20 protein-coding genes, 1 tRNA gene and 1 riboswitch are annotated in these 20,788 nt (G+C 71.4%); of the genes, 11 read left to right on the forward strand and 10 right to left on the reverse strand.

Features of this window, described 5'->3' with window-relative positions:
• Positions 1–4: 4 nt before the first annotated feature.
• The 3 genes from orn (at position 5) to IFT79_RS01050 (ending at position 1,390) form a co-directional block, all read left to right on the forward strand.
• The gene (orn, locus tag IFT79_RS01040; protein ID WP_123571875.1) at positions 5–625 is read left to right on the forward strand and encodes an oligoribonuclease; all 621 of its coding nucleotides are present in this window, start codon (positions 5–7) and stop codon (positions 623–625) included.
• Positions 626–684: 59 nt separating this feature from the next.
• Positions 685–757, forward strand: a tRNA-His gene (locus IFT79_RS01045).
• A 315-nt stretch (positions 758–1,072) separates the two neighbouring features.
• Complete coding sequence (locus IFT79_RS01050) at positions 1,073–1,390, forward strand: metallopeptidase family protein (RefSeq protein ID WP_173154727.1); 318 nt, start codon at positions 1,073–1,075, stop codon at positions 1,388–1,390.
• A 12-nt stretch (positions 1,391–1,402) separates the two neighbouring features.
• Here IFT79_RS01050 and IFT79_RS01055 read toward each other — a convergent pair whose 3' ends face one another.
• On the reverse strand, positions 1,403–3,028 hold the full coding sequence (locus tag IFT79_RS01055; RefSeq protein ID WP_192122689.1) for a glycosyl hydrolase family 28-related protein: 1,626 nt from the start codon (positions 3,026–3,028) through the stop codon (positions 1,403–1,405).
• A 42-nt stretch (positions 3,029–3,070) separates the two neighbouring features.
• On the opposite strand from IFT79_RS01055, the gene IFT79_RS01060 reads away from it, so the two are divergent.
• Complete coding sequence (locus IFT79_RS01060; RefSeq protein ID WP_192122690.1) at positions 3,071–5,296, forward strand: acyltransferase family protein; 2,226 nt, start codon at positions 3,071–3,073, stop codon at positions 5,294–5,296.
• On the opposite strand, the gene IFT79_RS01065 is transcribed toward IFT79_RS01060, so the two are convergent.
• The 4 genes from IFT79_RS01065 to IFT79_RS01080 all read right to left on the reverse strand — a co-directional run bounded on the left by IFT79_RS01065 (position 5,252) and on the right by IFT79_RS01080 (position 8,851).
• Positions 5,252–5,869 (reverse strand): ATP-binding protein, encoded by a 618-nt coding sequence (locus IFT79_RS01065; protein ID WP_249407721.1) that lies wholly within the window; start codon positions 5,867–5,869, stop codon positions 5,252–5,254. The genes IFT79_RS01060 and IFT79_RS01065 overlap by 45 nt on opposite strands.
• Positions 5,862–6,656 carry an energy-coupling factor transporter transmembrane component T family protein gene (locus tag IFT79_RS01070; protein ID WP_192122691.1) on the reverse strand — a complete coding sequence of 265 codons (795 nt, stop codon included), beginning with the start codon at positions 6,654–6,656 and terminating at the stop codon, positions 5,862–5,864. Before IFT79_RS01070 ends, IFT79_RS01065 begins: the two co-directional genes overlap by 8 nt.
• The gene (locus IFT79_RS01075; RefSeq protein WP_307785106.1) at positions 6,653–8,164 is read right to left on the reverse strand and encodes an ABC transporter ATP-binding protein; all 1,512 of its coding nucleotides are present in this window, start codon (positions 8,162–8,164) and stop codon (positions 6,653–6,655) included. The genes IFT79_RS01070 and IFT79_RS01075 overlap by 4 nt, the downstream gene beginning before the upstream one ends.
• A gap of 24 nt (positions 8,165–8,188) precedes the next feature.
• Positions 8,189–8,851 carry an ECF transporter S component gene (locus tag IFT79_RS01080; protein ID WP_123571879.1) on the reverse strand — a complete coding sequence of 221 codons (663 nt, stop codon included), beginning with the start codon at positions 8,849–8,851 and terminating at the stop codon, positions 8,189–8,191.
• Positions 8,847–8,955: riboswitch (TPP riboswitch) on the reverse strand. Its footprint overlaps the gene before it by 5 nt.
• Positions 8,956–9,028: 73 nt before the next feature.
• Here IFT79_RS01080 and IFT79_RS01085 point away from each other — a divergent pair.
• Positions 9,029–9,427 carry a hypothetical protein gene (locus IFT79_RS01085; RefSeq protein ID WP_192122692.1) on the forward strand — a complete coding sequence of 133 codons (399 nt, stop codon included), beginning with the start codon at positions 9,029–9,031 and terminating at the stop codon, positions 9,425–9,427.
• A gap of 4 nt (positions 9,428–9,431) precedes the next feature.
• Here IFT79_RS01085 and IFT79_RS01090 read toward each other — a convergent pair whose 3' ends face one another.
• From IFT79_RS01090 to IFT79_RS17035, 3 genes are all read right to left on the reverse strand, one after another.
• The gene (locus tag IFT79_RS01090; RefSeq protein WP_192122693.1) at positions 9,432–9,872 is read right to left on the reverse strand and encodes a hypothetical protein; all 441 of its coding nucleotides are present in this window, start codon (positions 9,870–9,872) and stop codon (positions 9,432–9,434) included.
• Between the two features lie 176 nt (positions 9,873–10,048).
• Positions 10,049–10,936 carry an NAD-dependent epimerase/dehydratase family protein gene (locus IFT79_RS01095; RefSeq protein ID WP_192122694.1) on the reverse strand — a complete coding sequence of 296 codons (888 nt, stop codon included), beginning with the start codon at positions 10,934–10,936 and terminating at the stop codon, positions 10,049–10,051.
• Positions 10,937–11,022: 86 nt separating this feature from the next.
• Positions 11,023–11,520: a CGNR zinc finger domain-containing protein gene (locus IFT79_RS17035; protein ID WP_123571882.1), complete on the reverse strand. Its 498-nt coding sequence runs from the start codon at positions 11,518–11,520 to the stop codon at positions 11,023–11,025.
• Between the two features lie 85 nt (positions 11,521–11,605).
• Here IFT79_RS17035 and IFT79_RS01105 point away from each other — a divergent pair, with 85 nt between their 5' ends.
• Positions 11,606–12,466 (forward strand): alpha/beta fold hydrolase, encoded by an 861-nt coding sequence (locus IFT79_RS01105; protein ID WP_056048477.1) that lies wholly within the window; start codon positions 11,606–11,608, stop codon positions 12,464–12,466.
• 24 nt (positions 12,467–12,490) lie between these two features.
• Here the strand turns inward: IFT79_RS01105 and IFT79_RS01110 are convergent, their stop codons facing one another.
• A complete protein-coding gene (locus IFT79_RS01110) occupies positions 12,491–13,159 on the reverse strand; it encodes an NUDIX domain-containing protein (protein WP_123571883.1) in 669 nt (222 codons plus the stop codon).
• A gap of 168 nt (positions 13,160–13,327) precedes the next feature.
• Between IFT79_RS01110 and IFT79_RS01115 the strand changes: the two genes are divergently transcribed.
• From IFT79_RS01115 to IFT79_RS01125, 3 genes are all read left to right on the forward strand, one after another.
• Positions 13,328–14,260, forward strand: coding sequence for an alpha/beta fold hydrolase (locus tag IFT79_RS01115; RefSeq protein WP_277959749.1), 933 nt, complete (start codon positions 13,328–13,330; stop codon positions 14,258–14,260).
• A 120-nt stretch (positions 14,261–14,380) separates the two neighbouring features.
• On the forward strand, positions 14,381–15,088 hold the full coding sequence (locus tag IFT79_RS01120; protein WP_192122696.1) for a hypothetical protein: 708 nt from the start codon (positions 14,381–14,383) through the stop codon (positions 15,086–15,088).
• Between the two features lie 171 nt (positions 15,089–15,259).
• Complete coding sequence (locus IFT79_RS01125) at positions 15,260–15,553, forward strand: hypothetical protein (RefSeq protein WP_192122697.1); 294 nt, start codon at positions 15,260–15,262, stop codon at positions 15,551–15,553.
• A 105-nt stretch (positions 15,554–15,658) separates the two neighbouring features.
• Here the strand turns inward: IFT79_RS01125 and IFT79_RS01130 are convergent, their stop codons facing one another.
• Entirely contained in the window at positions 15,659–16,618 is a 960-nt protein-coding gene (locus IFT79_RS01130; RefSeq protein ID WP_192122698.1) for an NAD-dependent epimerase/dehydratase family protein, read from the reverse strand.
• A gap of 294 nt (positions 16,619–16,912) precedes the next feature.
• Here IFT79_RS01130 and IFT79_RS01135 point away from each other — a divergent pair, with 294 nt between their 5' ends.
• Complete coding sequence (locus IFT79_RS01135; RefSeq protein WP_192122699.1) at positions 16,913–18,499, forward strand: S8 family serine peptidase; 1,587 nt, start codon at positions 16,913–16,915, stop codon at positions 18,497–18,499.
• Positions 18,500–18,589: 90 nt separating this feature from the next.
• Positions 18,590–20,788, forward strand: coding sequence for a glycogen debranching protein GlgX (glgX, locus tag IFT79_RS01140; RefSeq protein WP_082460561.1), 2,199 nt, complete (start codon positions 18,590–18,592; stop codon positions 20,786–20,788).

Consider the following 20,788-nt stretch of genomic DNA (forward strand, 5'->3'; position numbering starts at 1 on the left):
CGGAATGGCTACGAGCAACGACCGACTGGTCTGGATCGACTGCGAGATGACCGGGCTCGACCTCTCGGTCGACGAACTGGTCGAGGTGGCCGTGGTCGTGACCGACTTCGACCTGAAGCCCGTGCACCCCGGCTTCGCCATCGTCATCAAGCCGGACCAGTCCGCCCTCGACAACATGGGCGACTTCGTCACAGAGATGCACCGCTCGTCCGGCCTCATCGACGAGATCCCGGACGGCGTCAGCCTCGCCGAGGCCGAGTTCGAGGTGCTCGAGTACATCCTGAAGTACGTGCCCACCGAGCAGCACGCGCCCCTCGCCGGCAACACCATCGGCACGGACCGCGCGTTCCTCGCCAAGTACATGCCGCGCGTCGACGGCCACCTGCACTACCGCAGCGTCGACGTGTCCTCGATCAAGGAGCTGGCCCGCCGTTGGTTCCCCCGCGTGTACTTCAACGCTCCGCAGAAACACGGCGGACACCGAGCCCTGGCCGACATCCTCGAATCCATCCGCGAACTCGAGTACTACCGCCGTGCCGGATTCGTCGCCGACCCGGGTCCCACCACCGAGGACGTCCAGGCGATCTCGAAGGCCGTCGTGGACGAATGGGCCCCCCGGCTGTAGTAGAGTCTTCTCGTTGCGATCGCCTCGGCAGTCGCCAGCATCGTCGGAAACGACACATGGTGGGTATAGCTCAGCTGGTAGAGCGCCTGGTTGTGGTCTAGGAGGCCGCGGGTTCAAGCCCCGTTACTCACCCAAATGAAATTCCCTGCCCTCCGATGGGCAGGGGATTTTTTGGGTTCTGGGGCCTTTTGGTCTCGGATGCGCGAGCGCATCCGAGACGTCGTGGGTCGGGACTTCGCTGCGCTCGTCGCGGTCACGGCCTGGCGGGTTGCCGCATCGCTGCGCTCGTCGCGGGCATGGGGCGGCGTCCAGCGACAGGCCGTGTGGGCGTGCGAGAGTGAGAGGGTGGACGACTCCCCCGAGAACGGCGATGACGCGCTGGATGCCGACGAACGACCGGCAGCAGGCATCGACCCGGCGGAGGTGAGCGCGGAGGCCTTCGACGCGATGGTGGTCGACCAACTCGATCTGCTGCCCGACGACATGGTCGACGGGCTCGACAACGTCGTGTTCGTCACGGAAGACCGCCCCGAGGACGGCACGCTCGACCTGCTCGGCCTCTACGACGGCGTCGCCCTGACCGAGCGTGGACAGTACGGCTTCGGCGAACTACCCGACCGGGTCATCCTCTACCGAGAACCGCACCTCGCCGCCGTGGACGACCTCGACCAGCTCGCCGACGAGATCCACGTCACGCTCGTCCACGAGATCGCCCACTTCTACGGGATCGACGACCACCAACTGCACGAACTCGGCTGGGCCTGACGGAGGCCGCCGTCAGCCGATGATCTGGTACGTGAACCGGTAGGCGTCGGCCGAGAGGCCCTCCTCGAGGTCACCGACCATCTCGACGTCGAAGGCGTCGGGTCGCGAGACGACGAAGAACTGGGCGGACGCAGCCGTGTTCGACGCCGGACAGATCGAGACCACCGGCGCCGTGGTGAAGGGCTTCGAATAGCGGACCCGCACCTGCGTGCCGGGACGACGGGCCCGACCCGAACCGAAGCCGACCGTTCCCCTCAGATCGGAACCCGACAGGGTGGGAACCGGGGCGCCGTCGCCGTTCCGCCCCATGGCCGACGCCACGGGCGAGGGGCCACCGAGGGCACCCAGCAACCGACGTCCGACCGCGAGGTCGCCACCCCAGGCCCAGAGCGGCCGAGCCTCGACCTCTCGTCGGTCGACGACGTCGACGGCCGAGCCGGTCGTGGCGATCCGTGTCGTTGGATCGACGGCGAACCGCGAGCCGTACCCCTCCCCCAACTCGACCCCTGCCTGCGTGAAGCGACCGAGACGGGTGCCCACCAGGGCGAAGTCGTCGCCCTTGGTCAGCCGCACCAGCACGGTCGACGCTCCGACCTGGGCAGGGTCCGCGCCGAGCAGGGCACCGCCGAGCAGGCGGATGCCGCCGTCGATGTCGACGCCACGACGTCGCCTCTCGTAGTGCTCGATCAGGGGACCCGGGCCACCGTAGATCGTCGGGGCGACGAACTCGATCTGCCGGACGTTGCCGATGCGCACGGTCGCGTCACCGCCCGATCCCGCCCGCTGCAACGTCTCGATGTGCGGGGCGATCAGCCTCACGAACTCGACGAAGTACTCGGCGGTCGAACCCCAGGCGAGATCGAGGGCGACGTTCGCACTGCCCTCGATGTGCAGGTTGACGCAGGTGAACGTGTTCGTGTTCGACCCACCTGACGCCGGTGACCGCACGACGACCGCGGCCGCGTCGGCCGACCCGCAGTTGTTGACGAACAGGTCCGACCAGAGGTTGTTGTTGACGCGCTCGACGAGGAGGGCCGTTCCGGCCACGCCGGCCAACTGCACCCTGTCGAAGCGCGACTCGAACCCGTTCACGACCTGGACGAGGGGTGCCGCCGAGCCGTTGCCCTGCAGGGTCAGCCCCTCGAGCGTGACACCGTTCCCGTCGACGACGACCATCGGCCTCGTCGAACGGGCGAGGTGCCGGATGGTGACGCCACCGTCGGTCGAGGCCCCGTAGCGACTGACATCGGCCCCCGTGCCCTGGATCGAGACCAACAGGGGCACCGTGACGGAGTCGACGACGTACGTGCCCGCCGGGACGAGCACACGCCCCCGGACCACCCTGGCCGCCTCGACGGCCGCGGTGAACGCGGCGGTGTCGTCGGTCAGACCGTCGCCGGCGGCACCGTGGTCACGGACGTCGACCCCCGTGCGGTCGTCCGACGTCCCGACCTCCGCAGCCGGCGACGCCCCCGAACCGTCGGCTGGCGGCGCGTCGGCTGCCGGCCCGTCGGCGGCGCGAGCGGCACGGGTGCCGGGGGCGACGGCCGCGGCACCGGCCGCCGCGATGCCCGCCGCACCGACGAGCAGGAAACCGCGACGCGATCGGATCGGCGTCTGGTCGAGTGGATCAGTCATGACGGCAGGGTACACGAGCGTGGGTAATATATGCCTCACCACATGTCGTCAGAAGATCGGGTGCACACCATCGACCAGAACATCGCCTCTCGCCGTCCCGCCCTCGCCCACCGTCTCGACGTCCAGGCCCTCCGGGCCCTCGCCGTGACGATGGTGGTCCTCGAGCACGTCACGGGGCGGCCCGCCGGTGGATTCGTCGGGGTCGACGTGTTCTTCGTCGTGTCGGGGTTCTTGATCACGGGGCTCCTGCTGCGCGAGGCCGATCGTCACGGACGGATCTCGGTCGCGGCCTTCTGGCGACGACGCATCCGCCGCATCGTTCCGGCGAGCGTCCTGGTGCTCGTCCTGGGCACGGCGGCCACCTGGCTCGTCGTCGGCTCGTCCCGCGGGGCGTCGGCGGCGATCGACGCGCTCTGGTCCGTCGCGTCCCTCGCGAACTGGCACTTCGCCGCCACCGGGACCGACTACTTCGCCGCCCAGGGCCCCGAGTCGCCCTTCCAGCACTACTGGTCCCTCGCCGTCGAGGAGCAGTTCTACCTGGTCTGGCCCGTCGTGGTCGTCGCCGCGGTCGCCGTCGCCCGGCGACGGAAGGGGCCGACCGTCCCGAGGGTCGCCCTGGGGGTCCTGCTTCTGGTGCTCGTGCTCGGATCGCTGGCGTGGGCCTGGCACCAGTCCACGACGTCGCCGACCGTCGCCTACTTCTCGAGCCTGACCCGCGCATGGGAGCTCGCCCTCGGAGCGCTCCTCGCGACGGCGGCCTCCGCGATGACCCGGCTCCCCGCCGCCCTCCGTCCGGCCCTGGCGTGGGTCGGAATCGTCGGCGTCGTGGCCTCGGCCTGGGTCACGACGGGCACCGTCCCGTTCCCGGCCCCCGGCGCCTTGCTGCCCGTGGCGGCCACGCTGCTCGTCCTCGCCTCGGGCACGGGGTGCGCCGGCACACCGTGGCTCGGGCCCCTCGCCGGCCGGCCCGTGATGATCGTGGGAGACCTCTCGTACTCGATCTACCTCTGGCACTTCGTCGCCCTGGTCGTCGGCACGTCGTTGCTCGGCGACGAACCGGCCCGGCTCTGGCCGGCCGTCCTCGTGTCCACCCTCGTCCTGTCCGCACTGACCTACCACTTGGTCGAACGGCCGCTCATCACCTCGCCCCTGCTCGAGCCGGGACCACCCGGGCACGCCTGGCGACGGTGGAGACGAGACCATCGATCGACCTACCGGCGCGGAGGGGCCGCGCTGCTCGCGGTGGCCGCCCTCACGGCCACCGCCCTCGCCGTGGACGCCGTCCGCCCCGCCGCTGCTCCACCCGTCCTGCCCTCCGCGTCGACCGACGGAGGCCCCGACGGCGCCGCAGTGGGGACGACCGGCGAGCCCGGCGAGCCCGCCGAGCCCGGCGGGACGGACGGCCTCGACGGCCTCGACGTCCCGTCGGTCGACGAGTGGTCCGGCGAGGTGAGCAGGGCGCTGTCCGCGACCTCGTGGCCCGAGCTCGACCCGAGCATCGAGTCGGTCCTCGACGGGACGCGGACCGGCAGCCCGCACCTCGCCTGCGGCGACGCCGAGGCCCAGGGCCTCACCCCGGACGACTGCTCGTGGACCTCTCCCTCGGCGAGCACCACCGTCGTGCTCGTCGGGGACTCGACGGCGATGCACCACCTCGACGCGCTCGTCCCGCTGGCCGAGTCGGCCGAGAGCGGGTTCACCCTCGTCAACCGGGCCAAGTTCGCCTGCCCGTTCGTCGACATCCGCGTCCAGAACGACGTCACGGGCATCCTCGAGTCCTGCCGGGCGCACAACGACGAGACCCTCGCCCTGATCGACGAGACGCACCCCGACGTCGTCCTCGTGACCAACTCGTACCAGACGCTCTCCGAGGACGGAGGCGGCACGATCACGCCCGATCGGTGGTCCGAGGGCTTCGGCGCCTACGCCCGGCGCCTGGCCGAGGCCGCGGGGTCCGTCGTCGTCCTCACTCCGCCGCCGGACGACGCCGACATCGCGTCGTGCTTCCGGCGCGGGGGCAGCCCCGTCGACTGCATCTCCCGGACGTCCCGTACCTGGATCGACCGCGCGGCCGCCGATCAGGACGTGCTCGAGTCGATCGGCGGCGTGCTGGTCGACCTGCGTGTGCTGACCTGCGTCAGCGACCTCTGTCCGGCGTTCGTCGGCGACGTCCCCGTGAAAGAGGATCGCGTCCACCTCACGACCGCGTTCGCACTCGCCGTGTCACCCGTCCTGGGCGACCTGCTCCGAGCCCGGGGCGTGCTCTGAGGTCGGCGACCACCCGGCCGAGACGACCACGTCGGCGAGCTCCCGGGGCGACGAGCGCGCGAGGTGCCGATCCTCCTGAGCGGCCCAGACGTCCCACCACGGTTCGAAGGCGGCACCGTCGCGGTCGAGGGCCCGTCGCCGACGGGTGTCCGCGTCGAGCTCCAGCCAGACGCGGACGTCGGCGAGCGACGAGGAGGCGCGGGTCACCGCCCCGGCCCCTTCGACGATCAGCGAGACGGCCGGGTCGAGCACCTCCCACGCCCCCGCGCGGTCGTGCTCCCAGTCCCACCGCTGCCATCCCGGAGCGACCGGCGACAGGATGGACGTCTCGAGCGCCCGGGAGGCCGCCTCGAGCCCGTACCAGCCCGGGTAGACGTCGTCGAGGTGCACGAGCCGTGCAGGGCCCAGCCGGTCGTCGGGCCACGCGGCGGCCACCGCACGGCCGAGCGTGGTCTTGCCCGAACCCGAGCGGCCGTCGATCAACAGGACCACGCGACGCGAGCCGACCCGCGCCTCCTCGGCTCGGCGGAGCAGGACGTCGACGGCCTCGTCGACGGCGACGTGCTCAGGCAAGGACGAACTCCCACGTGCCGGCCAGGACGGCCGCGGTCACCGAGGTGGCGGCGATGACGACGCCGATGGCGACGAGGACGACGTCCCGCAGGCCGAACGACGACGGACGCGCCCAGGTGCGCGGGGCGTCGCTGCCGAAGCCCTTGGCCTCCATGGCGGTGGCGAGCTTGCTGCCGCGTCGGACCGACAGCACGAGCAACGCGAACGCCTGCTGCCCGAACCGCCGCAGCGCACCGATCGGACCGCCCGAGTCCGCGACGCCCCGGGCACGTCGGGCCAACGCGAGCTGGCGCCAGTCGTCCATGAACAGCCCGACCAGACGCAACCCGGCGAGTCCCCCCAGCACGAAACGCGCCGGCAGCCGCAACACCTGCCCGAGACCGTCGGCCAGGTCGGTCGGGTCGGTCGTCGCGAACAGCACGATGCCCGGCACCCCGACGGCGAGGATGCGCAGGCCGATCGCGCCGGCGAGGGCCAGCGACCCCTCGGTCACCGAGAGGAACCCCCACTCGACCACCGACGCCCCGCCGTCGCGTCCGTAGAGGGCGATGGCGACGACCGACGTCGGGGCGGCGATCCAGAGCGGCGCCGAACGGGCGAGCAGCTGCCGGGCCGACAGACCGGCGAAGGGCAGCAACAGCCCCTCGAGCAGCAGAGCGGTGCCGGCCGAGACCCAGTCGATCGACAGCAGGAGGGCGAGCGCGAGGACGACGGCGGCGAGCAGCTTCGCGACCGGGTTGACGCGCCCGACCACGCCGGTCGCCACGACCGGGGTGAGCACGCTCATCGACGCGCCTCGACGGGGTCGGCGCGGCGGGCGTGGGCGCTCAGGTCGAGCACGTCGTCGGCTAGGGCGGCCACGAACTCGGCGTCGTGGGTCACGGCGACGACCGCGCGGCCCTCGTCGAGCAGGTCGGCCAGCAGGACCACGAGCTCGTGCCAGGTGCGGGCGTCCTGCCCGAAGGTCGGTTCGTCGAGCACGAGCACCGACGGGCGCGAGGCGAGCACGGTCGCGACCGAGAGCCGGCGCTTCTCGCCGCCCGAGAGCGTGAACGGGTTCGCACCGGCCAGGTGGTCGAGACGCAGGCGGTCGAGGAGGTGGTCGACGCGCGACGCGACCTCCCTCGGGGACGCGCCCAGCGCCTCCGGCCCCACCGCCAGCTCACGACGGACGGTCGCCGTCAGGAACTGGTGCTCCGGGTCCTGGAAGACGGTGCCGACGCGGGTGAGCAGCTGTCGGGGCTTCCATCGGATCGGAGACGGACCGGCGCCGTCGGCGAACGACGGCGTGGCCTCGAGGACTCCGGCGACGGGGGCGAGCAGCCCCGCGACGGTGAGGGCGAGCGTGGACTTGCCCGAGCCGTTCGTGCCGGTCACCGCGAGCGCCCGCCCCTCGACGACCGTGAGGTCGATGCCCGTGGCCACCGCGCGGCCCTTGGGCCCCTTGTGCCCCACGTCGAGACCCGACGCCGTCACCAACCGGTCACCGGTCGTGCGCGACCGGACGGGCGCAGGAGGCGCGGCGCCGGGCACCCAGACCCCGGCGGCGACGAGGCGGTCGCGTTCGGCACGCAGCACGTCGTCGGGGCGACCGTCGGCCAGGACTCCCCCACCGGAGTCGAGCACGACGACGCGGTCGACGACGGGCAGCCAGACCGACACGCGGTGCTCGACGACGACCAGCGTCGCCCGGGTGTCGGCGACGACGCGGGCCACGGCGTCGCGCACCTCGACGACGCCCTCGGGGTCGAGGTTGGCCGTCGGCTCGTCGAGGAGCAGCAGGCCAGGACGCATGGCGAGGGCCCCGGCCAGCGCCAGTCTCTGCTTCTGGCCGCCGCTCAGCTCGGACGTGGACGCGGACGGCGGCAGGTCGAGCCCGACGGCGTCGAGGGCGTGCCCGACGCGGCGCCAGATCTCGTCGCGGGGCACGCCGAGGTTCTCGCAGCCGAACGCGACGTCGTCGCCCACGCGGGCGAGGACGACCTGCGAGTCGGGGTCCTGCAGGACGAGGCCGACCCGGCCGCGCTGCTCGGCGGGGGCGCGGCCGTCCACCAGCAGGTCGCCGGCCTCGTCGCCCTCGTCGTCTCCGCCCAGCACCCCGGCGAGGCCGGCGAGCAGCGTCGACTTGCCGGCGCCGGACGCGCCGAGCAGCAGCACGCGCTCACCGGGGGCGACGTCGAGGTCGAGCTGCGAGACGGCGGGCAGGCGACGACCGGCGTGCCGCCACCCCCAGCCCCGGGCGGTGACGCGGGCACCCGCGTCCACCGCCGGTCGTCCGCCGCTCGTTCCGCTCACGGGAAGGACCACGAGGAGGCGCGCCTAGATCCGGGCGTCCGCCGAGCGTCCCGAGGCGAACCGCGAGAGCGCGCCCGTGCGGGCGAGGCCGCGGGCCGCGAGCCACGAGAGCAGGCCGGCGATGACGGTGCCCGAGACGACCGAGGTCACGACGTAGATCGTCTTCGACCCGGCGGCGTAGGCGGCGGCCGAGGCGAAGCTCGTGTCCATCAGGCCGACGGCGAGGCCGGCGACGGCACCCGCGAGCAGCACCGTGCCGATCCGCCACGACTTGTAGAGGAAGACCGCGAGCACGATCTCGGCGCCCAGGCCCTGGACGATGCCCCAGATGAGCACCGAGAAGCCCCACTGGGTCCCGATCAGCATCGAGACGACCGCCGCGACGACCTCGGTGTAGACGGCGGCCCCGGGCTTGCGGATGACGATGCCGCCCAGGACGCCGGCGAAGAGCCAGCCGCCGTTGAGGATGCCCTCGAAGCCGCCCGAGAAGCTCAGGACGCTGTCGATGGGCGTGTAGGCCAGGCCCCAGGCCCAGAAGACGACGCCGGCGGCCACGCCGATGACGCTGGCCACCACGATGTCGACGACGCGCCAGCGCCGGGTGGGGGTGGTGCGAGCCTTCGGCGTGAAGCCGGTCGACCTGTCGCGAGCCGCCGTGGAACGGTTTTCGGGCGTGGACGTGGACATCTGTTCTTCTCCTCCCTGCGCTGGCATGACCCAGATCAGGTTCAACGGTCGAAGCGTGGTTCGCTTCCTCTCAGCCCGGCTCACCGGACTCCCGTGTGTTGTGGGGACGATCATAGCGCCGGGCCGAGGGACGCGTCCGCGACGGCGTCGACCGAACGGTCCGCCTAGGGTGGCGGCATGAGTTGGCCTCCCGTCGCACCGCCCGCGCCTCCGGCTCCGCCGCCGGGCCCGGCCCGCCCTCGGCCACGCCACCCCGCCCGCCTCGTCCTGCCGATCACCTCGGTGGTGCTCGTGGTCGTCACCGGGGTCGTCCCCTTCGTCGTCCTCCAGCCGATGATCCACTCCTACCGCGGCGAGGCGGCGGCGTACGGCATCCACGCCTTCGGCGTCGCGACGGTGGCGTCGGTGCTGTGCTGGGTCCTCGCGGTCGTGACGGTCGTCGTCGGCGTGGTCTCCCTCGCCCTCCGACAGCGCCTGATGGGGTTGCCGATCACCGCCGTCACCCTGGCGGTGCTCCTCGCCTTCGCCGGGCCGGTCGCCTACCTGCTGATCGCCCTGTCGGCCGACGCGTACTGACGCGTCAGAGTCCGGCGGCCTTCCGGACGAGGGCGGCGACGGAGGCGCGGGTCGCGTCGTCGGCGCCGGTCACCGCGTACGAGGTGGGCCAGAGCGTGCCGTCGTCGAGCTGCGCACCGTCCTGGAACCCGAGGGTCGAGTAGCGCGTGCCGAACTTGGCGCCGGGCTGGAAGAACACGACGGCCTTGCCGTCCTCCCCGGCGTAGGCGGGGAAGCCGTACCAGGTCTTGGGGGCGAGGTTCGGGGCGTGCTCGGCGACGACCTCGTGCACCATCTGGGCGATCGGTCGTTCGACGTCGGTCATGGCCGCGATGGCGTCCGCGGCGTCCTGCGCCTCGGCGGCCGACTTGTCGGCCAGCTTCTGACGCTTCGCCTCGGCCCGGAGCTCGGCGGCGCGCTCCTTCATGGCGGCCTTCTCTTCTTTGCTGAACCCGGCATCGGCCATGATCGTGCCCTTCTCGTGCGTTCGTGCGTGCGTCGGCTCGGTCGGGTCGGCGTACGCCCCATGGTGACATGCCTGGCGGATCCGTCGTCCGCCCTGCGTCCACCACGACAGGCACCTCGAGGCAACCGACCGCACCTTCGCCCTGCTGGCCGAGCTGCTCTGACGCTCGTCGGCGGTCAGGCCTTCGGCAGGGCGTGACCCTCGGTGTCGAGGTGGTCTCGCCAGGAGCGCTTCGCCCTCCAGCGGAGCATGCGGGCCGCCTTGGCGGTCGAGATGCCCGACGCGTCGGCCCGGGCGAGTTCGCGCAACTCGATCCGGTCGCCGTGGTGCTGACGGAGCGTGGCGGCGAAGTCGTGGCCGCCGGCGTTGTCGGCTGCTGCGATGTAGAAGACCTCGTGACCCGGCAGGTCGGACTCTGCGGCGAGCAGGAGGGCGTCGGCGAGGTCGTCGGCGTCGACGTAGCTGCCGAAGTTCGCACTGTCGGGGTCGGCCTCGCGCACCTGAGGGCCGAGGTTGGCCTCGTAGTTGCTCTCGTCGTGGGCGGTGCTCGGGCGGATCGAGATCGCGCGCAGGTCGGAGCGGCGGACGGCGGCGTCCATCAGCTGTTCGCCGAACGCCTTCGAGAGGGCGTAGGGGTCCTGCGGGTGGAGGGGGTGCTCCTCGTCGACCGGCACGTAGTCGGGCAGGAAGGGCCGTTCGGGGAAGAAGTTGCCCACGATGCTCTCGCTCGACACGTTGACGAAGCGGGGCACGCCGAACCGTACGGCCGCCTCGACCAGGTTGAACGTGGACATCAGGTTGGTGTGGAACACGACGTGGGCCGGGTTCGCGGTGGGCTGCGGGATGGCCGCGACGTGGACGACGACGTCGGCCCCCGCGACGACCGAGAAGGCGGTCCCCGCGTCGGTCAGGTCGCCCATCACGTACCGGCCGGGCTCGTCGACGCCCGTGTCGAAGACGGGCCGGACGAGGTCGACGCCGAGGACGTCGTGCCCGGCCTCGACGAACCGGCGGACGGCGGCACGGCCGACCTTGCCTCGTGATCCCGTGATGACGACCTTCATGACGCGCTCCCTCGATCGAGGGATGCGCCGAGGGCCGGAGCATCCACCCGGACGACGCTACGCCGAGCGGCCCCGAGGAGGCGCGCTCAGTCCTTCACGCGGCGTGCGTGCGTCCGCGCCTTCATCCGGTTGCCGCAGGTCGCCATGGAGCACCACTTCGCACTGCCCGGACGGCTGTGGTCCACCAGGAAGAGGTTGCACTCGTCGTTCGCGCAGGCCCGGAGGCGCCCGGGGAGCCGCGAGGTCACGCTCGACCACGCCGACACGGCTTCGGCGGCGAGGCGGTCGTCATCGGCGACCCGGAGCTCCCAGACGACGCCGTCCCGGGTCGTCCGGGGGATCTGCACGGCCCGGTCCATGACGTCGGCGAGCTCGCCGACGGCCCCGTCGTCACCACCGCGGACGACGGCGTGCAGGGCCTCCCGCACGCGCCGGAGCTGGGCGACCTCGCCCGAGGAGCCGGTACCACCCCAGGTCCGCGCCAGATCTCGCCCTGCCGCGCCCTCGAGGGCGTCCGTCGGGATGCCGTCGACCACCGGTGCGCTGTTCAGCACGGCCAGCAGCAGCTCTTCGTCACGCAGCACGTCTCCCCGCTCTCTCGCACCGTCCGGCGCATCTCGACCATGCTACCGTCGGAATAACCACTAAAACAATCCAAAGGGGTTAGACATGCACACCGTCCACCACCGCACCGCCTCCGTCGACGGGCTCGACGTCTTCTACCGCGACGCCGGGCCCGCCGACGCGCCCGTCCTCGTCCTCTTGCACGGCTACCCCACGAGCTCGCACATGTTCCGCCACCTCATCCCCGCACTGGCCGACCGATATCGCGTCATCGCCCCCGACCACATCGGTTTCGGCCGCTCCTCCGCCCCGTCGGTCGACGAGTTCGACTACACCTTCGAGGCCCTGGCGCGGGTGACCGGTCGTTTCCTGTCGATCATCGGCGTCGCGCGGTACGCGATCTACGTGCAGGACTACGGCGCCCCCGTCGGGTGGCGCCTCGCGCTGGCCGAGCCCGACGCGGTGACCGCCGTCGTCTCGCAGAACGGCAACGCGTACGAAGAAGGCTTCGTGCCGAGCTTCTGGGACCCGATCTGGGCCGACGCCGCCGAACGGACACCCGAGACGCGCGACGCGCTCCGGCCCGCCCTGGGCCGCGAGGCGGTCGAGTGGCAGTACACCCACGGTGTACCGGACCCCACGTCCGTCGACCCCGATGCCTGGGAGCACGACCTCGCGCTCCTCGCCCGACCGGGACAGGACGACGTCCAACTGGCGCTCTTCCGCGACTACGCCACCAACCGCACCCTGTACCCCGCCGTGCACTCCTGGCTCCGCGCCTCCCGCGTCCCGGTCCTCGCGATCTGGGGCCGCAACGACGAGATCTTCGATGCCACCGGTGCGGGTGCGTTCACCCGCGACTCCCCCGACGCTCGCGTCGAGCTCGTCGACGGTGGACACTTCCTGCTCGAGTCGCACCTCGATCTGGTCGCGGCCACGATCCGGGAGTGGCTCCCGAACACGTGATCCGGACCACCCGCGGCCGCCCGCTCAGGACCGGAGGTCGAGGCGGCCCGGGTTCAGGGCGGCCCACTGGAGCAGCATGATCGTCTTGCCGTCCACGATGCGCCCGTCGGCGATCATCTCGAGGGCGTCCCGGAACGGCAGCTCGAGGACCTCGATGTCCTCCCCTTCCTCCTCGACGCCACCCCCGTCACCGGTGCGGTCGGCCACCGAGTACGTGGCGGCGTAGAAGTGCACGCGCTCGGTCACCGACCCCGGGCTCATGTAGGCGTCGAACACGTGGATCAACCCGCCCACCTCGACCCCGAGTTCTTCGCGCGTCTCTCGGCGGATCGCGGTCTCGGGATCGTCCTCGTCGAGGAGTCCCGCGGCGGTCTCGACCAGCATCCCGTCGGGATGGTCGTTCACGTAGGCGGGGAACCGGAACTGCCGGGTCAGGAGCACCGTCCCCCGCCGCGGGTCGAACAGGAGGATCGTCGCCCCGTTGCCGCGGTCGTACGTCTCGCGCTGCTGGGTCGACCACCGCCCGTCGCGACCGCGCACGTCGAAGGTGGTGCGGCGGAGCACGTGCCAGCCGTCCGAGGTCACCTCGACGTCGCGGACCACGACGTCGGGGTTGCGGGCGAGGTCGCGGCCGGTGAGGTCGAGGCCCGTCCGTCCGCGACCGTCGGGGGAACGGGAGCCACGAGAGTTCATCACCCCACGAAAATAACGGAGGGCGACGACCCGCGAGGGCGGGAACGGCCGGTGATGACATCCGTCACGGGATGTGGTGACGCCTCGGCACTTCTCGAGGACGTCACCCTCTGGTGTGCTTCCGGAGGAGCGTCCGGACCCGACCCGGACGCCCGGAGAGAGGACCCCGTGCGTACAACCCTCAAGGTGACCCTGCGGACCGTCGGCGCCCTCGTGGCCCTGCCCGTCCTGACGCTGGCGACCACGTCGATCGTCGACGTCGTCGCCACGGGGTCGGAGCTGGCCGCCATCACCTCGTACGGCGAGCTCGTGTCCGTCGACGGGAGGGAGATGAACGTCGTCGTCAGCGGGTCCGGCGCGGACACGATCGTCCTGCTTCCGGGCCTCGGGACGGCGGCACCCGGCCTGGACTTCCAGCCACTGATCTCCGAGCTCGACGACACCCATCGCGTCGTCGCCGTGGAGCCGTTCGGCACCGGGCTGAGCGACCAGACCGACTCCCCCCGCACGGCGGAGAACATCGCGGGCGAGGTGCACGAGGCGCTCCGCCGACTGGGCATCGACCGCTACGCGCTCATGGGGCACTCGATCTCGGGCGTCTACGCCCTCGAGTACAGCAGGCTCTTCGGGGACGAACTCACGGCGTTCATCGGGATCGACAGCAGCGTCCCCGACCAGCCCGGCACGGACGACCCCGTGCCGACCGACGGACTGACCACGCTTCGCGGCCTGGGTCTGCTCCGCGTGGCGAGCGCACTCGCCGGCGACGCCTACGCCGGACTGCCCTACGACGAGGGCACGAAAGAACAGATGCGCTTCCTCACCACGAAGAACGCGACCGCCCCGACCCTGCTCGACGAGATGGACCACACCGCGAGCAACGTCGCCTCGGTCAGCGGACGGACGTTCCCGGCGGACCTGCCGGTCCTTCTCTTCGTGGTGCAGGACGGCACCGACGACGACGGCTGGCTCGAGCTGCACGAGAAGCAGGCGGCGAGCGTCGACCGCGGCCAGGTCGTCCAGCTCGACGGAGACCACTACCTGCACCACACGCAGTCGACTCGGATCGCCGACGACACCGACGAGTTCCTCGCCGGGTGAAGCCGCACGCGGCGGTGGAGGTCACGGCGGGGTAACGAAGTAGATGCGTTCCAATCCTTTTCGGGCCCGGTGGCGAACCCAGTACATCCCCACCGGGACCAACTGACAAGGAGCTTCACCATGAACGCTTTCACTCGCAAGAACATCACCAAGACCACCCTCGGCCTCGTCGCCTCGGGCGCCCTGATCTTCTCCCTCGCCGCGTGCTCGATGGACTCCGGCACCTCGACCGACACGTCCTCCTCGTCGAGCTCGTCGTCCTCCGAGCCCAGCGCCGCCTCGACGCCCGCTGCGTCGATCGCCGACCTCAGCAACGGCGTCGACACCCAGGTCGCCGTGGACGCGTCCTTCGTCGACGCCCTCACGAGCCTGGGCCTGACCCCCGGCGTCGTCGGCACCGCGACCTTCACTGACGGCACCTTCGCCTTCCCCATCACGGGCGGCAACGTCGACTACTACGGCCCCGACAGCGACGTGCGCCCCTACGTCCAGGGCGAGATCGACCACGACGGCTCCGGCCTCAGCCTGACCTCGGCCGACGGCACCGTCGTCGAACTCACCGACTTCCGCATCGACCCGGGCGAGAGCAAGCTCTACGGCACCGTGACCGCCAACGGTACCGTCGCCGCCGAGGACGCCTACCTCTTCAACCTCTGGGGTGGCACGCTCAAGCCCATCCAGATGGAAGGCTCCAACGCCGTCCTCGAGGGCACCACGGTGCACATCAGCCCCGACGCCGCGTCGCTGCTGAACCAGACCTTCAAGACCGACGCCGTCCAGGACGAGATGCTCGTCGGCGTCGCGAAGATCACCGCCGCCACGGAGTAACACCCCCGCCTGCCGACTCCGGGTCGGCAGGTCTCCGGGTCGTCTCCATGGCGACGCGCCGGCCCTCACCTTTCGTCGAGGGCCGGTCATCCCGGTGGCCCCCCTCGCGCTCCCCTGCGCGAGGGGGTTTCCTCTGCCCTGGCCACGCGGCCGACCGACGAACGGAGCCCCATGGTCCCCACCGCCTCCCCCCTGACTCCCCCGATGCTCCTCGGGCGCCTCCCGACGCATCCCCACGCCGCGCCCGTCGAGGTGCACCTGCCCCGCTCGCGGTTCCCCGTGGCGATCAGCTTCGAGTCGTCGGACACGTGGTCGATCGCCGAGCGCTTCGGCGAGCAGCTCGTCAGCCACGGGCGACTGGCCTACCGCGCCGGCGCGTTCGTCGTCCGCACCGCGGCCGGCACCACCCGTTACGGCCACTCGTGGCAGGCCGCGGTCACCGCCCACCTGCTCCGCCGCGGCTGACCACGGCCGTCGTGATGTTCCGCCCGGGGAGCCCCGGCGGATCACCCGGGTGTTGGCGATCGGATCGGCCCCGTCCGCCCCGGCGGCCGACCATCACCACCCGGTTCAGCCCAACGTCAGCTGCCCGTCGGCCTCGAGCCACTCGAGGCCCTCGACGACGGCCTGGACCGAGGTGTAGCGCGGCGAGTAGCCCAGCAGACGGCGCGCCTTGGCGATGCTCATCGAGTGGCTGCGCGACGCGTGCTGCCAGGACGCGTCCGCGTTCTCGTCGGACGTCTGGTCTCGGAACTCGGCCCACGAGACGAACCGCAGCCGCGCCTCCTGACCGTGGTGCCGAGCGATCGCCTCGGCGAGACCGCGCAGCGTGATCGCCCGCTCGCTGACGACGTGGAAGGCCTCACCGACCACCTGCGAGTGCCGCTCGGCCGCGAGCTGGAACGCCTGCGCGACGTCGTCGGCGTGGACGTGGTGGACGGTCTCGAGCCCGAGGCCCGGCATCGCGATCTCGCGCCCGGCGGCGAGGGCCTCCCAGACGGAGAGGTCGAGGTTGCCGACCGCGTTGATCATCGGCCAACCCGGGCCGGTGATGTGCCCGGGGTGCAGCACGATGCTCTGCACTCCGCCCGGGCGCCGTGACTCGCGGAGCAGCAACTCTTCGATGGCGGCCTTCTGCGTGCCGTACTCGCCGAACGGGGTGCGCTCGTCCTCTTCGGTGATCGGCACCTCACGCGACGGACCGTGCACCCAGACCGTGCCGCAGTGCACCAGCACGGTGCCCGTGCCCTGCAGGGCGTCGACCATCTGCTGCGCCGACGCGACCGTGAAGCAGATCATGTCGATCACGACGTCGGCCCCGAGCCCGGCGATCTCGCCCGCGAACGTGCCGTCGGCGTCGCCCGCCTCGCGGTCGAGCAGGAGGCGCGTCACGCGTGACCACGCCGCGTGCGACCGGTAGGGCTCGGACTCCCCCCGACTGACGGCGACCACCTCGTGGCCGGCCTCGACGAGTCGCGGGACGAGGAATCCGCCCACGTGGCCGGTGGACCCGATGACGACGATCTTCACGACGCGACCCCCGACACGATCGAGAGGGCCGGGAACGGACGGCGGGGACGAAGGGTGGCAGCTCTGCGCACGGCATCGGAGGACATGGCTCGACGCTACCCGGCGCCCCCGACAGCGGTGTACCCCGCATGGGGGTCACGCGGCGTCCCCTCAAGTGCCCACTGCGCCGTGGCCCCGGATTCTCCAGACTTCCTCTGAGGAGCACGGCGGCTCGTCGGATCATCGGGCACGGCCCGCGACGAGCCATCCGCTCCGCGCGTCCCATCCGGCACGCGCGACCCGACGAGGAGAACCATGACCTTCACCGACCCCCGCGCCCGCGGCACCCGCCGCCGCGTCACGACCGTCTGTCTCGCGGCGTCCCTGACCCTGGGACTCGTCGCCGTGGGCTCCGGCGCCGCCGTCGCCGCGCCTCCCGCGTCCGCGCCCGGTGCACCCGCCGCACCCGGCAAGCCGGGCCCCGCCCCGACGCTGCCGGTCGTCGAGGGGCCGGTGATGAACTACGTCGTCAACGCGGGCAAGGCCAACCCCGGCGCGACCAAGCAGGTCGAGCGGGCGGTCGCCGCGGCCGGCGGCAGCGTCATCGCCGCGTACGCCGAGCTCGGCGTGGTCGTGGCGCAGTCGAGCAACGCGAACTTCGCCCCCTCGGTGCGGAGCGACAAGGCCGTCTCGTCGGCCGGTGCCACCCGCACCGCCGCGGTCGCCGAGACCGACCCGACCTACGGCGTCGGCACGACCGCCCCGGGCCCGGGCAAGCCCGTCAGGCCCGGCCACCCGGGCGGTCCAGGCAAACCCGGTGGTCCGGGACACGCCGGCAAGCCGAAGGCCGCGACCTCGCCCGAGCAGCGACTCGAAGAGGCCACGACCGTCGTCGCCGACCCCCTCGAGGCCCAGCAGTGGGACCTCACGGCCATCGGGGCCGACCAGGCGCACCAGGTCACCGACGGCAGCCGCGACGTGCTCGTGGCCGTGCTCGACTCGGGCATCGAGGGCGACCACCCCGACCTGCAGCCGAACATCGACGTGGCCGCCTCGGCGAGCTGCCTGACCGGGACGCCCGACTCGAGCTACGCCGCCTGGCAGCCCACGACGAGCGACCACGGCACCCACGTGGCCGGCACGATCGCCGCGGCCCGCAACGGCGTCGGCATCGTGGGCGTCGCCCCGGGCGTGACGATGTCGGCCGTCAAGGTCGTCAGCGACGACGGCTTCATCTACCCCGAGGCCGCGATCTGCGGCTTCATGCAGGCCGCTGCGACCGGTGCCGACATCACGAACAACAGCTACTACGTCGACCCGTGGCAGTTCTGGTGCGGCTCGGACGTCGACCAGGCGGCCGTGCTGACCGCCGTCGACCGCGCCGTGCAGTTCACCCAGAAGAAGGGCATCGTCAACGTCGCGGCGGCCGGCAACTCGTCGATCGACCTCGCGAACAAGACGGTCGACACGGACAGCCCGAACGACACCATGCCGACGACCCGCCCGATCGACTCACGCTGCCTCGACATCCCGACCGAGCTCGACGGCGTGGTCACCGTGTCGTCGACCACCTCGGCCGGGGCGAAGTCGGGCTTCTCGAACTACGGCGAGGGCGTCGTCGACGTCGCGGCCCCCGGTTCGGCCATCCTCTCGACCGTGACCGGCGGGGGCTACGGGACCAAGTCGGGCACCTCGATGGCCTCGCCGCACGTCGCCGGCGTGCTGGCCCTGCTGAAGTCGACCCACCCGCGTCTCGGCGGCACGGCCCTCGTCGGGTTGCTCGAGCGACAGGCGACCGACACCCCGTGCCCGACCGGCACGACCACCTGCACCGGCACGCCGGCCGACAACGGCTGGTTCGGTGAGGGGATCGTCGACGCCCTCGCCGCCGTGACGAAGTAGCCGACCCAGCAGGAGGAGCACCACAGAGCGAGCACCGCCCCGACGGGGCGCCCGCCCGGCCCGNCTGAGCGAGTCCCAATCGGAGGTTCGATGCACACCTGGCCCGGCAACCCCTACCCCCTCGGCGCGACCTACGACGGCAGCGGCACCAACTTCGCGATCTTCAGCGAAGCCGCCAGCAAGGTCGAGTTGTGCCTGTTCGACGACGACGGCACCGAGACGAGGGTCGAGTTCACCGAGGTCGACGCCTACGTCTGGCACGCCTACCTGCCCACCGTGCAACCCGGTCAGCGCTACGGCTACCGCGTGCACGGCGAGTACGACCCCGCGAACGGCTCGCGTGCCAACCCGAACAAGCTCCTCCTCGACCCCTACGCCAAGGCCACCTGCGGCGAGATCGACTGGGACGAGGCGCTGTTCGCCTACACGTTCGGCGACCCCGACTCGCGCAACGACAAGGACAGCGGCCCGCACATGATGCTGGGCGTCGTCATCAACCCGTTCTTCGACTGGCAGGGCGACCGCGCCCCCAAGTACAGCTACGACGAGACCGTCATCTACGAGGCGCACGTCAAGGGCCTCACCGAGACGCACCCCGACATCCCCGAAGAAGAACGCGGCACGTACGCCGGCGTCGCGAACCCGGCGATCATCGACCACCTGAAGAAGCTCGGCATCACGACCCTCGAGCTGATGCCCGTGCACCAGTTCGTGCAGGACAACACCCTGCTCGAGAAGGGCCTCAGCAACTACTGGGGCTACAACACCATCGGGTTCTTCGCCCCGCACGCCGCCTACTCGGCCACCGGCGACATCGGCCAGCAGGTGCAGGAGTTCAAGACGATGGTGCGGGTGCTGCACGACGCCGGCATCGAGGTCATCATCGACGTCGTCTACAACCACACGGCCGAGGGCAACCACCTGGGTCCGACCCTCTCGTTCAAGGGCATCGACAACGCCGCCTACTACCGGCTGATGGACGGCGACCAGCAGCACTACATGGACTACACGGGCACCGGCAACAGCCTGAACGTCCGTCACCCGCACTCGCTGCAGCTCATCATGGACAGCCTGCGCTACTGGGTCACCGAGATGCACGTCGACGGCTTCCGCTTCGACCTCGCCGCGTCGCTCGCCCGCGAGTTCTACGAGGTCGACCGTCTCTCGACCTTCTTCGAGCTCGTGCAGCAGGACCCGATCGTCTCGCAGGTCAAGCTGATCGCCGAGCCCTGGGACGTCGGCCCCGGTGGCTACCAGGTCGGCAACTTCCCGCCCCAGTGGACCGAGTGGAACGGCAAGTACCGCGACACCGTCCGCGACTTCTGGCGCGGCGAGCCCTCGACGCTCGGCGAGTTCGCCAGCCGGATCACCGGCTCCGCCGACCTGTACGAACGCGACGGGCGACGCCCGGTCGCGAGCATCAACTTCGTCACGGCTCACGACGGCTTCACGATGCGCGACCTCGTCAGCTACAACGACAAGCGCAACGACGCCAACGGCGAGAACGGCAACGACGGCGAGAGCCACAACCGTTCGTGGAACTCCGGGGTCGAGGGCGAGACCGACGACGGAGAGATCCGCGCCCTGCGCGAGCAGCGTCAGCGCAGCTTCCTCGCCACCTTGCTGCTCAGCCAGGGCGTGCCGATGCTGCTGCACGGCGACGAGCTCGGTCGCACGCAGGGCGGCAACAACAACACGTACGCACAGGACAACCAGATCAGCTGGATCGACTGGCCGAACGCCGACCGCGAGCTGATCGAGTTCGTCGCCGAGGTCATCAAGCTGCGCCACGACCACCCGACCTTCCGCCGCCAGCGGTACTTCAACGGCCGTCCCGTCACCCGTGGCGAGGGCGAGCCCCTGCCCGACATCGTCTGGTTGACGACCGAGGGCGACGCCATGCAAGAGGGCGAGTGGAACGAGTCCTACGCCAAGGCGATCGGCATGTTCCTCAACGGCAACGGCATCCGTGGCCGTGACGCCCGAGGCGGTCGCATCACCGACGTCAACTTCGTCCTGTACTTCAACGCCAGCGCCGAGACGGTCACCTTCGTCCTCCCGCCCGACGAGTACGCCCAGGGCTGGGAGGTCGTCGTCGACAGCACCGTGACGGCGCCTCCGCCGCCCGCCAGCGCAGCCCCCCGCACCCCGACGGCCACCCGCGCCGCCACCACCACCCAACCGCCCTCGACCCCGCAGGCCCCCGCGGCCCTGCGGGCCGGCGATCGACTCCCCGTGGCGGGTCGCTCGCTCGTCGTCCTGCGTGCCACGGCCGAGGAAGAACTGTGA

It is taken from the genome of Frigoribacterium sp. CFBP 8759 (assembly GCF_014841655.1).
Lineage (GTDB): Bacteria > Actinomycetota > Actinomycetes > Actinomycetales > Microbacteriaceae > Frigoribacterium.

What these genes read in the sequence shown, in the direction of transcription:
- orn (WP_123571875.1), top strand. Translation starts at nt 5, where the DNA reads ATGGCTACGAGCAACGACCGACTGGTCTGGATCGACTGCGAGATGACC.
- IFT79_RS01050 (WP_173154727.1), top strand. Translation starts at nt 1,073, where the DNA reads ATGGTGGTCGACCAACTCGATCTGCTGCCCGACGACATGGTCGACGGG.
- IFT79_RS01055 (WP_192122689.1), bottom strand. Translation starts at nt 3,028, where the DNA reads ATGACTGATCCACTCGACCAGACGCCGATCCGATCGCGTCGCGGTTTC.
- IFT79_RS01060 (WP_192122690.1), top strand. Translation starts at nt 3,071, where the DNA reads ATGTCGTCAGAAGATCGGGTGCACACCATCGACCAGAACATCGCCTCT.
- IFT79_RS01070 (WP_192122691.1), bottom strand. Translation starts at nt 6,656, where the DNA reads ATGAGCGTGCTCACCCCGGTCGTGGCGACCGGCGTGGTCGGGCGCGTC.
- IFT79_RS01080 (WP_123571879.1), bottom strand. Translation starts at nt 8,851, where the DNA reads ATGTCCACGTCCACGCCCGAAAACCGTTCCACGGCGGCTCGCGACAGG.
- IFT79_RS01085 (WP_192122692.1), top strand. Translation starts at nt 9,029, where the DNA reads ATGAGTTGGCCTCCCGTCGCACCGCCCGCGCCTCCGGCTCCGCCGCCG.
- IFT79_RS01090 (WP_192122693.1), bottom strand. Translation starts at nt 9,872, where the DNA reads ATGGCCGATGCCGGGTTCAGCAAAGAAGAGAAGGCCGCCATGAAGGAG.
- IFT79_RS01095 (WP_192122694.1), bottom strand. Translation starts at nt 10,936, where the DNA reads ATGAAGGTCGTCATCACGGGATCACGAGGCAAGGTCGGCCGTGCCGCC.
- IFT79_RS01105 (WP_056048477.1), top strand. Translation starts at nt 11,606, where the DNA reads ATGCACACCGTCCACCACCGCACCGCCTCCGTCGACGGGCTCGACGTC.
- IFT79_RS01110 (WP_123571883.1), bottom strand. Translation starts at nt 13,159, where the DNA reads ATGAACTCTCGTGGCTCCCGTTCCCCCGACGGTCGCGGACGGACGGGC.
- IFT79_RS01120 (WP_192122696.1), top strand. Translation starts at nt 14,381, where the DNA reads ATGAACGCTTTCACTCGCAAGAACATCACCAAGACCACCCTCGGCCTC.
- IFT79_RS01125 (WP_192122697.1), top strand. Translation starts at nt 15,260, where the DNA reads ATGGTCCCCACCGCCTCCCCCCTGACTCCCCCGATGCTCCTCGGGCGC.
- IFT79_RS01135 (WP_192122699.1), top strand. Translation starts at nt 16,913, where the DNA reads ATGACCTTCACCGACCCCCGCGCCCGCGGCACCCGCCGCCGCGTCACG.
- glgX (WP_082460561.1), top strand. Translation starts at nt 18,590, where the DNA reads ATGCACACCTGGCCCGGCAACCCCTACCCCCTCGGCGCGACCTACGAC.